This window comes from Streptomyces sp. 4F14, assembly GCF_048159485.1.
In the GTDB taxonomy this organism is placed as follows: domain Bacteria; phylum Actinomycetota; class Actinomycetes; order Streptomycetales; family Streptomycetaceae; genus Streptomyces.
The window spans coordinates 65,657-80,590 of the sequence record NZ_JBLRVY010000037.1 but is presented as its reverse complement, the minus strand read 5'-3'; the positions used below and the strand labels follow the sequence as shown (position 1 = coordinate 80,590).

14 protein-coding genes are annotated in these 14,934 nt (G+C 73.7%); 8 read left to right on the top strand and 6 right to left on the bottom strand.

What is annotated here, in order from left to right; translation table 11 throughout:
- Window positions 1-61: 61 nt before the first annotated feature.
- Together pxpB and ACLZOT_RS43090 are read left to right on the top strand one after the other, a co-directional pair.
- Window positions 62-688: a 5-oxoprolinase subunit PxpB gene (gene pxpB, locus ACLZOT_RS43095; RefSeq protein ID WP_416974714.1), complete on the top strand. Its 627-nt coding sequence runs from the start codon at window positions 62-64 to the stop codon at window positions 686-688.
- Window positions 685-1,554 carry a biotin-dependent carboxyltransferase family protein gene (locus ACLZOT_RS43090; RefSeq protein WP_416974688.1) on the top strand — a complete coding sequence of 290 codons (870 nt, stop codon included), beginning with the start codon at window positions 685-687 and terminating at the stop codon, window positions 1,552-1,554. Before pxpB ends, ACLZOT_RS43090 begins: the two co-directional genes overlap by 4 nt.
- 111 nt (window positions 1,555-1,665) lie before the next feature.
- On the opposite strand, the gene ACLZOT_RS43085 is transcribed toward ACLZOT_RS43090, so the two are convergent.
- The 5 genes from ACLZOT_RS43085 to ACLZOT_RS43065 all read right to left on the bottom strand — a co-directional run bounded on the left by ACLZOT_RS43085 (window position 1,666) and on the right by ACLZOT_RS43065 (window position 7,639).
- Window positions 1,666-2,532: an SGNH/GDSL hydrolase family protein gene (locus ACLZOT_RS43085; RefSeq protein WP_416974687.1), complete on the bottom strand. Its 867-nt coding sequence runs from the start codon at window positions 2,530-2,532 to the stop codon at window positions 1,666-1,668.
- Window positions 2,529-3,869 carry a glycosyltransferase gene (locus ACLZOT_RS43080; RefSeq protein WP_416974713.1) on the bottom strand — a complete coding sequence of 447 codons (1,341 nt, stop codon included), beginning with the start codon at window positions 3,867-3,869 and terminating at the stop codon, window positions 2,529-2,531. The genes ACLZOT_RS43085 and ACLZOT_RS43080 overlap by 4 nt, the downstream gene beginning before the upstream one ends.
- A 251-nt stretch (window positions 3,870-4,120) precedes the next feature.
- A complete protein-coding gene (locus ACLZOT_RS43075) occupies window positions 4,121-5,251 on the bottom strand; it encodes a glycosyltransferase family 4 protein (protein WP_416974686.1) in 1,131 nt (376 codons plus the stop codon).
- A gap of 241 nt (window positions 5,252-5,492) precedes the next feature.
- Window positions 5,493-6,911 (bottom strand): HEAT repeat domain-containing protein, encoded by a 1,419-nt coding sequence (locus ACLZOT_RS43070; RefSeq protein WP_416974685.1) that lies wholly within the window; start codon window positions 6,909-6,911, stop codon window positions 5,493-5,495.
- Between the two features lie 335 nt (window positions 6,912-7,246).
- Complete coding sequence (locus tag ACLZOT_RS43065; protein WP_416974684.1) at window positions 7,247-7,639, bottom strand: ankyrin repeat domain-containing protein; 393 nt, start codon at window positions 7,637-7,639, stop codon at window positions 7,247-7,249.
- Window positions 7,640-7,911: 272 nt separating this feature from the next.
- Here ACLZOT_RS43065 and ACLZOT_RS43060 point away from each other — a divergent pair, with 272 nt between their 5' ends.
- Window positions 7,912-8,106 carry a hypothetical protein gene (locus ACLZOT_RS43060; RefSeq protein ID WP_010357990.1) on the top strand — a complete coding sequence of 65 codons (195 nt, stop codon included), beginning with the start codon at window positions 7,912-7,914 and terminating at the stop codon, window positions 8,104-8,106.
- 31 nt (window positions 8,107-8,137) lie between these two features.
- Window positions 8,138-9,703: a hypothetical protein gene (locus ACLZOT_RS43055; protein WP_416974683.1), complete on the top strand. Its 1,566-nt coding sequence runs from the start codon at window positions 8,138-8,140 to the stop codon at window positions 9,701-9,703.
- A gap of 91 nt (window positions 9,704-9,794) precedes the next feature.
- Here the strand turns inward: ACLZOT_RS43055 and ACLZOT_RS43050 are convergent, their stop codons facing one another.
- Complete coding sequence (locus ACLZOT_RS43050) at window positions 9,795-11,294, bottom strand: PLP-dependent aminotransferase family protein (RefSeq protein ID WP_416974682.1); 1,500 nt, start codon at window positions 11,292-11,294, stop codon at window positions 9,795-9,797.
- Between the two features lie 34 nt (window positions 11,295-11,328).
- On the opposite strand from ACLZOT_RS43050, the gene ACLZOT_RS43045 reads away from it, so the two are divergent.
- The 4 genes from ACLZOT_RS43045 to ACLZOT_RS43030 all read left to right on the top strand — a co-directional run bounded on the left by ACLZOT_RS43045 (window position 11,329) and on the right by ACLZOT_RS43030 (window position 14,855).
- Entirely contained in the window at window positions 11,329-12,057 is a 729-nt protein-coding gene (locus ACLZOT_RS43045) for a YczE/YyaS/YitT family protein (protein WP_416974681.1), read from the top strand.
- A complete protein-coding gene (locus ACLZOT_RS43040; protein ID WP_416974680.1) occupies window positions 12,054-12,821 on the top strand; it encodes a glycerophosphodiester phosphodiesterase in 768 nt (255 codons plus the stop codon). Before ACLZOT_RS43045 ends, ACLZOT_RS43040 begins: the two co-directional genes overlap by 4 nt.
- Window positions 12,822-12,861: 40 nt before the next feature.
- Window positions 12,862-14,202: an MFS transporter gene (locus ACLZOT_RS43035; protein ID WP_416974679.1), complete on the top strand. Its 1,341-nt coding sequence runs from the start codon at window positions 12,862-12,864 to the stop codon at window positions 14,200-14,202.
- A gap of 278 nt (window positions 14,203-14,480) precedes the next feature.
- A complete protein-coding gene (locus ACLZOT_RS43030; protein WP_010357981.1) occupies window positions 14,481-14,855 on the top strand; it encodes an RNA polymerase-binding protein RbpA in 375 nt (124 codons plus the stop codon).
- Window positions 14,856-14,934: the final 79 nt, after the last annotated feature.

Here is a 14,934-nt window from a genome sequence, read left to right as displayed (position 1 = left end):
CCGGGGCGTCGGCAAGCCGGCGGTCCCGGGCCGACGGGAAGGTGAGGGCATGACCACGAACCTGCGGATCCTCCCCGTCGGGGACGACGCGCTCCTCGTCGAGGTGTCCTCCGGCGCCGAGGCCGAGGCGCTGCACGCCGAGCTGAGCCGTCGCCGCTCCGCCGGAGCACTCACGGTCCGTGAACTCGTCCCCGCGGCCCGTACGGTCCTCCTGGACGGCCTCACGGACCCCGCCGGGCTCGCCGCCGAGCTGTCGAGGGCCGAGATCCCGCCGGTCACCGCGCGGGCGGAGGCCGCCGTGGAGATCCCGGTGCGCTACGACGGGCCGGACCTGGCCGATGTCGCCGCGCACTGGGGCGTCACAGAGGAGGAGGTCGCCCGCATCCACGCGTCCACCGGGTTCCGCGTCGCCTTCTGCGGCTTCGCCCCCGGCTTCGGCTACCTCACCGGCCTGCCCGCGCGCTACGACGTCCCCCGCCGCGGCACCCCCCGCACAGCCGTCCCCGCCGGCTCGGTCGCCCTCGCGGGCCCGTACACCGGCGTGTACCCGCGCTCCTCGCCGGGCGGCTGGCAGCTGATCGGTACGACGGACGCGGCCCTGTGGGACCACACGCGGGTGCCCGCCGCGCTGCTGTCGCCGGGGACGCGCGTGCGGTTCGTTCCGGTGGACCCGGGGGCCCGAAAGTGACCGACCGTGCTCTCGCCGTGGTTCGTGCCGGCGCTCTCACCACGCTCCAGGACCAGGGGCGCCCCGGGCACGCCCATCTGGGTGTGCCGCACTCCGGCGCGCTGGACCCCGGTACGGCCGCGCTCGTCAACCGGCTCGTCGGGAATCCCTCCTCCGCAGCCGTGCTGGAGACCACCCTCGACGGGTGTGCCCTGCGTCCCCGGTGCCCGGTCGCCGTGGCCGTCGCGGGTGCGCCCTGTCCGGTGACCGTGGACGGGCGCCCGGCGCCCTGGGGTGCTCCGGTGCACGTCCCGGCCGGTGCCCTCCTGGAGGTCGGGACGGTGACGTCCGGTGTCCGCTCCTACGTCGCCGTCTCGGGCAGCTTCCTCGTCGAACCCGTCCTCGGCAGCCGCTCCACGGACCTCCTGTCCGGCCTGGGCCCCCCGCCTCTCACGAACGGCGCCGTCCTCCCCCTGGGCCGCCCGACACCCCCACGCGCGCGCGTGGACACGGCACCCCGACCGGCGCCGCCCGCCGAACTGGTCCTGCGCGTCACCCCGGGCCCCCGCGCCGACTGGTTCACCGCCCGGGCCCTCGACACGTTCACCACGCGCGCGTACCGGGTCTCCTCGGCCAGCAACCGCATCGGTCTGCGCACCGAGGGGCCCGTCCTGGAGCGGGTCCGGCCCGGTGAACTCGCCAGCGAGGGCATGGTGCTGGGCGCCGTCCAGGTCCCGCCCGACGGGCATCCGGTCGTGTTCCTCGCCGATCACCCGACCACCGGGGGGTACCCGGTGATCGCGGTCGTCCGTACGGCGGATCTCGCGGCGGCGGCGCAGGCGGTGCCGGGGACTCCGGTGCGGTTCGTGGGAGTGCGGCGGAGGTGAGGGGCCGACTGCGCACGCGGGTGTTCACCGTGCCCGGCCCGGCGCCGTGAACGCGTGACGCTCGCCTTCGCCGTGCCGGGCTCGGTGAACGCCCGTACCGAAGCGAGCCGCTCACGCCACGTCCGCCCGCCTCTCCCCCAGCGAGACCGCGCCCACCGACACCGCCCCCAACGCCGCCGACACCGCTGCCGCGGCCCGCAGGTCCAGCCGTGCACTGGTCCCCCGCGCGCGGTGGCGCAGTTCGTCGGCGGCCAGGGTCAGCAACTGGGGCAGCAGATCGGTGCACCGCCGGGCCACCCAGGCGCTCCCCTGGGTCGCCAGCCACCACAGGCTGGCCGACCGCGTGGGCACCGGGAACTCCGGCTCCGCCGACGGCGCCGGCCCGGTCGCCCGCCCCGACTCGGCGAGCAGCGCGTGGAAGCGTGTCGCGAGCTGCCGGTGCCCCCGTTCGCCGGGGTGCAGACGGTCGGCGCTCCACATCGTCCGGTCGCTGATCCAGGCGCCCTCGGCGGCGTGGAGGTGGACGGCGCCGTGCCGCTCCGACAGGGCGTGCACGACCGTGTTGACGGCCCTCTGACGCCGGGCCAGGGGGCGGGCGAGCACGGCCGGGAGGCCCAGCATCTCCCCCGGGTCGGGCAGACACGCGGTCAGGAGGGTCACGCCCCGGCGCGCGAAGGCGCCGTACACCGTGTCGAGGCGGGTGGCGACGGCGTGGATGTCGAAGGTGCAGCGGAGGGTGTCGTTGACGCCGACGACCACGGAGGCGACGTCGGGCCGCAGCGCCAGGGCCGTCGGGAGCTGGCGCTCCACCACGTCCCGGGTCTGCGCCCCGCTGACGGCGAGGTTCGTGAAGGCCACCGGCTCCCCGCTGAGCCCGCCCGCGAGAAGCGCCGCCCAGCCGCGCCAGCCCTCGCCCACGGGGTCGCCGACCCCTTCGGTCAGCGAGTCCCCGAGGGCGACGAAACGGATGGGGTTCACGCGAGGCTCCGGGTCACGCCGGGACGGGACGGTTGCGTCGTGCCGGTGACGTCGGGACGGGACGGTTGCGTCGCATCGCATACGTCGGAACGAAACGGTAGCGTCCCGTCGCCCCTTTCAGAACGAGACGGTTGCGTCCCGTCGCCCCCGCGAGAACGAGACGGTTGCGTCCCGACGTCAGCGTTACGACGAAACGGCACCGTCCCGTCGCCGACCTCCCCACGACAAGGCACCGCCGCCTCATGAGCGGCCAAGAACGCATCCACCGCCCCCTCCCACCCAAAACACTCCGCCCGCGCACGAGCCTCCCCACGCCGCTCCCCCTCACCCCGGGCGAGGAGTATCTCGACGGCGTCCGCGAACGCCTCCCCCCGATCGGCGGCGACAGCCCCGGCACCCCCGATCACCTCGGGCAGAGCGGACGAGGCGCTGACGACGACCGGCGTGCCGCAGGCCATGGCCTCCAGCGCGGCGAGCCCGAAGGTCTCGGCGGGCCCCGGGGCGAGGCACACGTCGGCGGACGCCTGGAGCGCGCCGAGCACCCCCCGGTCCCCCACGTGCCCGAGGAAGGTCACCGGCAGCCCCTGGGCCCGCTGTTCGAGCCGGCCCCGCAGCGGCCCGTCCCCGGCGACGACGAGCCGCGCGGGGACGCCACGGGCGCACAGCGCCTCCAGCGCGTCCAGGGCCGTACCGGGCCGCTTCTCCACGGACAGCCGGGTGCAGGTGACGAGGAGCACCTCGTCGGCGCGGGCGTAGCGCTCGCGCAGCCCGGGGTCGCGCAGTGAGGGGTGGCGCTGGACGAGGTCGACGCCGAGCGGGGCGCGGACGACGTTGCGGGCGCCGATGCGGACGAACTCGCGTTCGGCGAACTCGGTGGTGCACACCACGCGCGCGTAGGTGTGCGCGGTACGGACGTTGAGGGCGTCGGCGGCGCGGCGGGCGGTGCCCTCGGGCAGGCCCCAGGTGCGCAGGACGCCGTCGGCGGTCTCGTGGGAGACCATCACGGCGGGCACGCGCGCGCGGCGTGCCCAGCGGCCGGTCCATCGGAGGGTCGTCCGGTCGGAGACCTCCAGCCGGTCGGGGCCGAGTTCCTCCAGGAGGCGCGCGACCCGGTTCTTGTCGGTGAGGACGCGGTACCCGCCGGTGCCGGGAACGACCGGTCCGGGCAGGGTGATGATCCGCCCCTGCTCGGTGTCCTGGTCGGTGTGGCGGGGCCCGGGGACGATGAGCACGGGTTCGTGCCCGGCCTCGCGGAACCCCTTGCCGAGTTCGCGCAGGGCGGTGCGCAGACCGCCGGAGGCGGGGGCGACGAAGTTGGCGAGCCGGACGATCCGCAGCCCCTCCCCGTCACGGACGACCCGCGGCCAGTCCCCCTTGCCGGCGCCCGAGGCCTCACGCGCGCCCCGAAGCACCCCCGAAGCCTCACGCGCGGCCCGCAGCGCCCCCGAAGCCTCACCCGAGCGCTGACGGGCCTCGTCACGCGCCCCGGAAGCCTCACGCACCCCCTCGCCCCCGGAGGCTTCACGCACCCCCTCAAAGGCACCCTCACGCGTCCCCTCGGACACGCCCCGCACCCCCTCGCCCCCGCTCACGCCGCCACCGCCTGCCGGCGCCGCGCGGCCAGCACGTCCGCGTAGTGCCCGATGAGCTGGTCCCCGACGGCGGCCCAGGTCCGCCCCTCGACCATCGCGCGCGCGGCAGCCCCGTAGGACGCCCGGCGCGCGGGATCGGCGGCGAGGGCGGCGACCGCGTCCCGTGCGGCGTCGCGGTCGCCCGCGGGGAAGAGCAGCCCGGTGCGCCCGTCGGCGACGAGGTCGAGCGGTCCGCCGGCGGCGGGCGCGACGACCGGGACGCCGCTGGCCATGGCTTCCTGGACGGTCTGGCAGAACGTCTCGAAGGGCCCGGTGTGGGCGAAGACGTCGAGGGAGGCGAAGATCCGGGCGAGCTCGTCGCCGGTGCGGCGGCCGAGGAAGACGGCGCCGGGGAGCTGTTCGGCGAGCGCGGGCCGGCTGGGCCCGTCGCCCACGACGACGACCTTGACGCCGGGAAGCGCGCACACGCCGGAGAGCAGTTCGATGTGCTTCTCGGGGGCGAGGCGGCCGACGTACCCGACGATCGTCTCGCCGTTCGGGGCGATCTCGCGCCGGATCGCGTCGTCGCGGAGGTCGGGACGGAACCGTACCGTATCGACGCCGCGCGGCCAGAGCTTCACGCGGGGGACGCCGTGGGCGGCGAGGTCGTGCAGGGAGGCGCTGGAGGGCGCGAGGGTGAGGTCGGCGGCGGAGTGGACGGAGCGGATGCGGCGCCAGGCGGCGGCCTCTCCGGCGCCCATGTAGGTGCGGGCGTAGCCGGCGAGGTCGGTCTGGTAGACGGCGACGGCGGGGACGCCGAACTTGGCGGCGGCGGCCATGCCGCGCACGCCGAGGACGAAGGGGCTGGCCAGGTGGACGACGTCGGGGCGGTGCCCGACGATCGTCGCGGCGAGGCGCCGGCTGGGGAGGGCGACGCGGACCTGGGGGTAGCCCGGGAGCGGAAGGGAGGGGACGTGGACGACAGGGCAGGGCGCCGAGGCGTCCGGCCGGTGTCCCGGCGCGGGGGCCGGGGCGACGACGACGGGGGCGTGACCGCGATCTACGAGGTGCCGGGCGGTCTGGAGCGCGCAGTGGGCCACGCCGTTCACGTCGGGGGGAAAGGATTCGGTCACGATGACGACACGCATACCGGTGTTGTCTCCGCACCGGACGTGAACGCGTCAAAGTGGATCTTTCCGAACGACAAACGTCGCATGAGCGTTGAGATGCACACCCGAGCAGGTCAGACGGTGTCCATGTCCGTCTGACCCGAGGGTCGTCGGGTGTTCACCCGGCGAGCGGAAGGAGGCCCGTTCCGATCACACGCGGGAGCCTGTTCCGATCAGAAACGATCACATCAGAAGCGATCACACGGAAAAGCAGAAGCGGTCACATGGCGGCCGCGTCCGGTCCGATCCGGCTGCGTACGGCCGTCTGGACCTCCGCCTCCTCGGCGGGGTCGGCGGCGAGTCGGCGCAATCGCTCCACCACGCGCGCGTCGCCGGTCTCGGCGTGCCGGGCGGCGACCTCTCTGGTGGTCTCCTCGCAGTCCCAGAGGCATTCGACGGCGAAGCCGGTGGCGAAGGAGGGGTCGGTGGCGGCGAGGGCCTGGGAGCACTGGCCGCGCAGATGGGAGGAGGCCGTCTCGCGGTAGATGTGCCGCAGCACGGGGGCCGCGCAGACGATGCCGAGGCGCCCGGCGCCGTCGACGAGGGGCCACAGGGTCGGCGCGTCGCAGCCCTCGCTGCGTACGGCTTCGCGCAGGGCGCCGAGGACGAGGTCGCTGTCGCGGGTGGCGCCCCGGCAGGCGAGGACGCGGCCGGCGGCGGCGCCGAGCGGGTCGGGCCGGTGGACCCACCCGCGCGCGCGGTCGACGGCGGCGACGGACCGCATCCGCTCGAAGGCGTCCACGGCGGCCTCGACGACGGGCGCGGTGCCGGTGGCGACGGCCTGTTCGACGAGGTCGAGGACGTCGGGGTCGTGGCTGTCGGCGAGGTAGCGCAGGGCGGTGCACCGGGCGCCCTCGGTGCCGTCCTGGGCTGCCCTGAGGATCTCGGGACGGTCCTCGGGGCCCGCGACAGCCGCGAGACAGCGGGCGGCGGGCACATGGAGCGCGGCGCCCCGCTCTACGCCCTGCTGGGCCCACTCGAAGACGGCGGCGACGCTCCAGCCGGGGCGTGGTCCGCTGGGACTCAGCTGGCGTTGCCAGCGGTCGAAACAGCCGGTCTCCTGGGCGGCGCGCACGCGCGCGGAGACGTACTCGCGCGGGTCCTCGGCCCACAGGCGCCAGGGCCTCGGTTCGAAGGCGTCACGGACGGTCGCGGCGAGTTCGGCCTCGCCCTCGGCGTCGGTGGCGAACCGGGCGAGCACGGGGGCGGCGAGGGCGCGCAGGCCCGCGTCGTCGTCGCGCAGGGCGAGTTCGTCGAGCGCCCAGGCCCAGTTGGCGCCCGAGGTGGCGTACCGGCGCAGCAGCCACAGGGCGTCGCGCCTGCCGTAGGAGGCGAGGTGGCCGAGGACCGCGAGGGCGAGGCCCGTGCGGGACTCCTCGGTGTCGAAGGCGTCCTCGGCGTCGAAGAGATGCGCCTCGATGTCGTCCAGCTCGCCGTTCAGGTCGAGGTAGAGACGGGCGTAGTACAGGGAGCGGTTCTCCACCTGCCAGTCGTGGCGGGGATCGCGCAGCACACAGTGGTTCAGGGCCGCGAGCGCTTCGGCGCGCGGTGCGGTGAGCGCGTGCAGCGTGCCGTCGCCGCGACCCCTCTGGAGGAGGCCGAGCAGGGTGCCGCTGGGCGCTATGACCGGATCGAACATGGGAAACAGCCTCACATCAAGCGTCGACGCAACCGGGGATCGTGCACTACCTGGCCGCGTGACAACACGTCGGGGCGCCCGCCGTCTCTTGCTTGCTGTAGACCATCTTCCTCTGCCTCTCGTCGGTGGCCCATGCGGGCCGCATCACGGCCCACGCGGTGCGGCAACACCTGCCCAGCCATCGTGTCCGTGAATCACGACGTCATGATGACCCGGCCGTTCTGCCTGCCGCGACCGAAATTTCCGGCGGCTTCGTACCGCCTCCCCCGTTGTGGTCGATTTACCTGCTGAAAAACTGTTTATTACCTGGTGAACGCCACATCACCGCCCGTGGTTCACCTCACGCCGAACAGCTCCAGAAGCTCTGCCCGGCCGAACATCCGGGCGGTGTCGACGGCCGAGGGGGTGCCCCCGGCGGGGTCGGCGCCGGCCGCCAGGAGGATCCGGACGACCTCCGTCTCCCCCTTGAAGGCGGCCCCCGCGAGAGGGGTCTGCCCCCGGTCGTTGACGTCGCCCGCGGGCGCCCCCCGGTCCAGGAGGGCCCGTACGGCGTCGGCGTGGCCGTGGTACGCGGCGAGCATCACGAGGGAGTCGCCGCGGTCGTTGGTGAGGTTGGCCGGAACGCCCGCGTCCACGTACGCCACGAGCGCCTCGGTCCGACCCTGCCGGGCCAGATCGAAGATCTTGGTCGCCAGCTCCACGACCTCGGGGTCGGGGGCTTCAGCCATCGGTTCGGACCGCCTCTCGTACGCCGGCGCTCTGCCGTACGGGTGAATCGACAGGGTACTGGCTCGTCGCGCACATGGGTGGCGCCCCCTGCGGCAAAGATCACGAACAGGCCCGTTCGAGGCAATCATCCCCTTCGGGCGGCGCAAGCGGGGTTACATCGAACGGGGGAAATTCGCCTCAATTCACTCTTTTGCACCTTTTATCGTATAGATACATCCTGTGAGCCTGGAAGTACTCATGGTGACTGTCCCCCCTAGCCAGGAGAACTCGAATGATCCTGTCCATCTCAGGCGTGGTCCTGCTCGGCATCATCGTCTTCCTCTTCTTCAAGAAGGACGGACTCAAGGCGTCCCACGCGCTGGTGGCCGCCCTCTTCGGCTTCTACATGGCCAGCACGGCCATCGCCCCCAGCATCAAGGCGGGCGGCGAGAGCCTCGCGAGCCTGCTCGGCGGCATCAAGTTCTGACCCGTCCCGTACGCACCTCCAGGAGACAGCAGTGGCCCGGCGCCCCCTCCCCCGCATCCTGAGCACCGGCAGCGCGCAGATCGCCCGGAGCCGGGAGCTGGCCCGGACGGCGGCGGACAGCGCCACCGACGTCCTCCACCCGCTGATCACGATCTCCCGCGGTCTGCGCCGGCTGGCCTCGGCCGGGCGGCGCAGATGGGCCGAGACCCCCAAGGACAAGCGCGGACCGCTGCTGTTCCTGGTGGCCTCGGTGGTCCTGGTCGTGGCGTTCGTGCCGTACGGGCCGCTGCTCGCCGTCGTCGCGCTGATGGCGGCGGCGGCCTGGCAGGGCCGGGACCGCACCCCACCGGCCCCGGAAGGCCCGGACGAGGCCCAGACGGCCCGGCTCGGCTCCCTGTACGAGGCGCTCGTCCCGTACTTCTCGACCGCCGAGGACCCCACCCCCCTGTACGCCCACGGCGGCGACTGGGAGAAGGCGTTCCCGGCGTACGACTTCGACGAATCGGGCCGTGTCGCGCGCCTGCGCGTGCGCTACCCGGCCTACTTCCCGGACGGCGAGGCCGAGTCCCGCGCGCGCGTCGAGCAACTCCTCTCCGCCAAGGCCGGCCGGGGCCGCGAGTACCTCTTCGCCTGGGACGAGGAGGGCAACGAGCTCACCGTCGACGTCCTCGCCCCGCTCCCCACCGACCTCGCCGCCCAGCGCTTCGTCACCGCCCCCGGCGAGACGGTCCTCGGCTTCACCGACCCCTCCCACACCCAGCGCACGCTCCCGCTCACCCACGGCGAGGAGCAGCGCGACGTCCCGCCGGTCGTCTGGCGCACCGGCATCCGCTCCACCGAGCCCCACCTCCTGGCCGTCGGCCAGCCCGGCACCGGCACCTCCACCCTGCTGCGCTCCATCGCCCTGCAGGCCCTGCGGTACGGCGACGTCCTGATCGTCGACGGCGGCGGCACCGGCGAGTACGCGTGCCTGACCGGCCGCGACGGCGTCCTCGGCGTCGAGGTCGGCCTCGCCGGGGCGCTGACCGGCCTGGAGTGGGCGGCGCAGGAGACGGAACGGCGGCTGATCGCCGCGAACCGTGCCCGGCAGGAGGGCCACCCCCCGCCCGAGGACACCAAGCGCCCCCTGTGGATCCTCCTGGACCGCCCGACCGCCTTCACCCACCTGGCGGCCGCCGACGGCCAGAAGGACCCCCAGACGTACCTGCACACGCCCCTGCGGCACGGCCGCGCCGCAGCGGTGACCGTGGTCGTGACGGAACAGTTCGACGCCCTCGACGGCCTGGGCGACGCCGTACGGCAGCACACCCGCGCGCGCGTGGTCCTCGGCCCGGCCTCCCCCCACCAGCTGGCGGCCGTCCTGGGCGCACCCCCGCACACCACCCCCGTCGACCACATGCCCCCGGGCCGCGGCTACGCCCGGCTCGGCACCGGCCCGGTCCACCGCCTCCAGGTCCCGGCGACCCCGGACCCGTACGACGACGCCACCAGCGACGCCGACCGGCAGGCGGTCCTGGACCTCCTGCCCCCGCGCAGCGCACCCCCGCTGGACGACGACACGGTGTCGGTGGAGACGGTGTCACTGGAGAAGGCGTGACGCCGTAGGGCGGAGAGGTAAGGGGCATTCTCCAAGGAGAGCGCCCCTTACAACATCCCTTTACAACATCCCCCTACGACATCTCCTTACGTCACGCCACGAACGTCCGAGGCGTCTCCCCGCCCCCCGACCGCCCGCTCTCCACGAGCCGGGCCGCGGCGGCCAGCCGTGCCGCCGCCTCGTCCGCCACCGCGCCCCCGACGGTGAACGGCAGCCGCACATACCCCTCGAACGCCCCGTCCACCCCGAACCGCGGCCCCGACGGCACCCGCACCCCGACCCGCTCCCCCGCCTCGGCGATCCGCGACCCGGACAGCCCCCCGGCGCGCACCCACAGGGTGAGCCCGCCCTGCGGCACCGAGAACTCCCAGGACGGCAGCTCGGCGCGGAGGGCGGCGACGAGGGCGTCCCGGTTCTCGCGGGCCTGGATCCGCCGCAGCTCGACGGCCTGTGCCCAGCCGCCCGTCGAGAAGAGCCAGTTGACGGCGAGCTGCTCCAGGACCGGCGTCCCGAGGTCGGCGTACGCGCGCGCGGCGACGAGGCTGCGGATGACGTCGGGCGCGGCGCGCACCCAGCCGATGCGCATCCCGGCCCAGAACGCCTTGCTGGCCGAGCCGACGGTGATCACGGTGGACCCGGCGGGGTCGAACCCGCACACGGGGCGCGGCATCGACACGTCCTCGTCGAGCCACAGCTCGGTCATCGTCTCGTCGGCGACCAGCACCGTCCCGGCGGACCGGGCGGCCTCCACGAGCCGGCGCCGCTGGTCGTCGTCGGCGAGCGCGCCGGTCGGGTTGTGGAAGTCGGCGACGACATAGGCGATGCGCGGCGCGGCCTCCCTGAGGACCTGCCGCCAGCGGTCCATGTCCCACCCGGTGAGTCCCTCGGCCATCGCGACGGGCACCAGCCGCGCGCCCGCCTCCCGCATCAGCTGGAGGATGTTGGCGTACGACGGGGACTCGACGGCGATCCGTTCGCCGCGCCCGCCGAAGAGGTGGCAGATCGCGTCGATGGCGCCCATCGCGCCGGTCGTCACCATGATCTGCTCGGGCATGGTGGGGATCCCGCGCGCGGTGTACCGCTCGGCGATCATCGCGCGCAGGGCGGGCAGGCCGGCCGGGTAGTCGCCGTGCGTGTGCGCGTACGGCGGCAGCTCCTCCAGGGCGCCCTGGACGGCCCGGGTGAGCCACGGTTCGGGTGCGGGCAGGGCCGCGCAGCCCAGGTCGATCATCGACCCGAGGTCCTCGGGGGCGAGCGGTTCGAGCCCGCGCGCGGGCAGGGGGTTGCCGGCCGGGACGACGGTCCAGCTGCCGGCCCCGCGCCGCGACTCCAGGAACCCTTCCGCGCGCAGCGCCTCGTAGGCCGCCGCGACGGTCGTACGGCTCACGGACAGGGCGAGGGCCAGTTCGCGTTCCGCGGGCAGGCGGGCGGCGACCGGGACGCGGCCCTCCAGGACGAGCAGGCGGACGCCGTCGGCGAGGGCCCGGTAGGCGGGCGGGCGGCGGGTGCCGGGCCCGGCCGGGCGCTCCTGCTGGGACGTCAGCAGCCGTGCGAGCTGCGCGGGTCCCACCGCCGAGGTCCACTGCGCCATGTAGATCAGTCCACCTTCCCCGAATTGGCCCTGGATGCATCCCGCACCCCACCCACAGAGTGACACGCACCAGTCCACTTCCACCATCAGGGGGTCCCCCTTGTCCGCCTCGGCCACCCGCCACCGTCTGGGACGCCGCCTCGTCCAGCTCTACGCCGGCCTCGCGCTGTACGGCGCCAGCTCGGCCCTCCTGGTGCGCGCGGGACTCGGTCTGGAGCCCTGGGGCGTCCTGCACCAGGGGCTCGCGGAGCTGACCGGGCTGACGATCGGCGAGGTGGCCATCGCCATGGGCGCGCTGGTGCTGCTGCTGTGGATCCCGCTGCGCCAGCGCCCGGGGCTCGGCACGGTCTCCAACGTGTTCGCCGTCGGCCTCGCGATGGACGCCACGCTCGCCCTGGTCCCCGACGTGCACGGCCTGGCCGTACGGATCCCGCTGATGGCCTCGGCGATCGTCCTGAACGGGGTGGCGACCGGGCTGTACATCGCGGCGGCGTTCGGTCCCGGGCCGCGGGACGGGCTGATGACGGGGCTGCACCGGCGTACGGGCCGGTCGATCCGGCTGATGCGGACGGCGGTCGAGGTGGCCGTGGTGGTGACCGGGTTCGTGCTCGGCGGGACGCTCGGGGCCGGGACGGTGCTGTACGCGCTCACGATCGGGCCGCTGGCCCAGGTGTTCCTGAAGGTGTTCGCCGTCGCCGCGCCGCCGGTCGGCAGCGCGGTCGTTGCCACCGGGACACCGGAGGGGGCCATACTGCCGCGGTGACCACGCTGATACGCCACCCGTACCTGGACCACCCGGGGCCCATCCCGTTCGCGCACCGAGGCGGCGCCGCGGACGGCCTGGAGAACACCGTGGCGCAGTTCCGGCGGGCCGTGGAGCTGGGCTACCGGTACATCGAGACGGACGTGCACGCCACCCGCGACGGCAAGCTGGCCGCGTTCCACGACTCCACGCTCGACCGGGTCACCGACGGCGCGGGCCGGATCGCCGACCTGCCGTGGACGGACGTCGCCCGCGCGCGGGTGGGCGGCCGGGAACCCGTACCCCTCTTCGAGGAGCTGCTGGAGACGTTCCCCGAGGTGCGCTGGAACGTCGACATCAAGGCCGAGCCCGCGCTGCACCCGCTGCTCAACCTGATCGCCCGCGCGAACGCCTGGGACCGCGTCTGCGTCGGCTCCTTCTCGGAGGCCCGCGTGGTGCGCGCCCAGCGCCTGGCGGGCCCGCGCCTGGCGACGTCGTACGGCACCCGGGGGGTGCTGAACCTGCGGCTGCGGTCCTGGGGCGTGCCCGCGACGGTGCGGCGCTCGGCGATCGCCGCGCAGGTGCCCGAGGCGCAGTCGGGGATCCCGGTGGCGGACCGGCGTTTCGTGCGTCTCGCGCACGCGCGGGGGCTGCAGGTCCACGTGTGGACCGTGAACGAACCCGCGCGCATGCACCGGCTTCTGGACCTCGGCGTGGATGGCATCATGACCGATCACATCGACACGCTGCGCGAGGTCATGCGGGAGCGGGGCGTCTGGGCCTGAGGGCCCGCGCGCGGCGGTCCGACGGGGAAGCGAGGCACGGGTGGGGAGCACCGACACCCTGGTGGCGGACGCCACGGACCGGCGGCGCGAGCAGCGCGGCTGGTACTTCTACGACTGGGCGTGCTCGGTCTACTCGACGAGCGTCCTCACGGTGTTCCTGGGCCCCTACCTGACGTCGGTCGCCGAGAACGCCGCCGACGCCGACGGGTACGTCCATCCGCTGGGAGTGCCCGTGCGCGCGGGCTCGTTCTTCGCGTACTCGGTGTCCCTGTCGGTGATCGTGGCCGTGGTGCTGATGCCGCTGGTGGGGGCGGCGGCCGACCGTTCGGGCCGCAAGAAGCCGCTCCTGGGGATCACGGCGTACATCGGGGCGGCGGCGACCCTGGGGATGTTCTTCCTGGCCGGCGACCGCTATCTGCTGGGCGGGCTGCTGCTGATCGTCGCGAACGCCGCCCAGGCCGTGTCGATGATGCTGTACAACGCCTACCTGCCGCAGATCGCCGGCCCCGAGGAGCGCGACGCGGTCTCCTCGCGCGGGTGGGCGTTCGGGTACGCGGCCGGGTCGATCGTCCTGGTCGTCGATCTGGTGCTGTACCTGGCGCACGACTCGTTCGGGGTGTCCGAGTCGACGGCCGTACGGATCTGTCTCGCCTCGGCGGGCCTGTGGTGGGGGACGTTCACGCTGATCCCGCTGCTGCGGCTGCGGGACCGGCCCTCGGCCCCGCGCGCGGGCGCGTCCGCGCCGGGCCTGAGGCAGTTCGCGGCGACGATCCGCGACATGCGCCGCCACCGGCTGACCCTCGCCTTCCTGCTGGCCTACCTGATCTACAACGACGGCATCCAGACGGTGATCTCCCAGGCGTCCGTGTACGGCTCCGAGGAGCTGGGCCTGAGCCAGTCCACGCTGATCGGCGCCGTCCTGCTGGTGCAGGTGCTGGCGGTGGCGGGCGCGCTGGGGATGGGCCGCCTCGCCCGGACGTACGGCGCCAAGCGGACGATTCTCGGCTCGCTGGTCGCCTGGACGCTGACCCTGGGCGCGGGCTACTTCCTGCCCGCCGGGAAACCGGTCGGCTTCTTCCTGCTGGCCGCCGCCATCGGGATGGTTCTCGGCGGCAGTCAGGCGCTCTCGCGCTCGCTCTTCTCCCATCTGGTGCCGCCCGGGAAGGAGGCCGAGTACTTCTCCGCGTACGAGATGAGCGACCGCGGGATGAGCTGGCTGGGCCCGCTGCTCTTCGGCATCACCTACCAACTGACCGGTAGTTACCGGGACGCGATCATCTCCCTCGTGGCCTTCTTCGTCCTCGGGTTCGTGCTGCTCGCGAGGGTTCCGGTGGGGCGGGCGATCCGCGACGCGGGGAATCCCGTACCCGAGAGGATTTAGCGCTCACGGCGAAAGGGCGGTAGTGTACGCGTTTGGCCTGCCAGGCGTACCGTTACTGCGCGTCAAAGATGCCGAAACGCTGGGTTACATCCCTGAACAGATGTGACAAAGCGGGCGCCGGTGGGTACTGCACTGGTTGACAAGGCTGCGGCTACGACGGCGACGCACCACCCGGAACGGGACTCGGAACGGGAATCTTTACCGCCGACCGGACGTTGACCGGATGACGACGACAGCGACACCTGTCCTGTGGGCGACAAGCCCGGGAGGCACGATTCATGAGTGAGCGAGCTCTTCGCGGCACGCGCCTCGTGGTGACCAGCTACGAGACGGACCGCGGCATCGACCTGGCCCCGCGCCAGGCCGTGGAGTACGCATGCGAGAAGGGGCACCGCTTCGAGATGCCCTTCTCGGTCGAGGCGGAGATCCCGCCGGAGTGGGAGTGCAAGGTCTGCGGAGCCCAGGCACTCCTCGTGGACGGCGACGGCCCTGAGGAGAAGAAGGCCAAGCCCGCGCGTACGCATTGGGACATGCTGATGGAGCGGCGCACCCGCGAGGAACTCGAAGAGGTTCTTGAGGAGCGCCTGGCTGTGCTGCGGTCCGGGGCGATGAACCTTGCGGTGCATCCCCGGGACAGCCGTAAGTCCGCTTAGCTCCTCGGAGCTTCGGCCGCACTTCAGCGCCGGCATGACCGCGGGCGCCGTACGCGAAGGTTGCGTACGGCGCCCGCGG

Coding starts and splice junctions, on each gene's coding strand:
- ACLZOT_RS43075 (WP_416974686.1), bottom strand. CDS start 5,251: ATGCGTGTCGTCATCGTGACCGAATCCTTTCCCCCCGACGTGAACGGC.
- ACLZOT_RS43070 (WP_416974685.1), bottom strand. CDS start 6,911: ATGTTCGATCCGGTCATAGCGCCCAGCGGCACCCTGCTCGGCCTCCTC.
- ACLZOT_RS43065 (WP_416974684.1), bottom strand. CDS start 7,639: ATGGCTGAAGCCCCCGACCCCGAGGTCGTGGAGCTGGCGACCAAGATC.
- ACLZOT_RS43060 (WP_010357990.1), top strand. CDS start 7,912: ATGATCCTGTCCATCTCAGGCGTGGTCCTGCTCGGCATCATCGTCTTC.
- ACLZOT_RS43050 (WP_416974682.1), bottom strand. CDS start 11,294: ATGGCGCAGTGGACCTCGGCGGTGGGACCCGCGCAGCTCGCACGGCTG.
- ACLZOT_RS43045 (WP_416974681.1), top strand. CDS start 11,329: ATGCATCCCGCACCCCACCCACAGAGTGACACGCACCAGTCCACTTCC.
- ACLZOT_RS43030 (WP_010357981.1), top strand. CDS start 14,481: ATGAGTGAGCGAGCTCTTCGCGGCACGCGCCTCGTGGTGACCAGCTAC.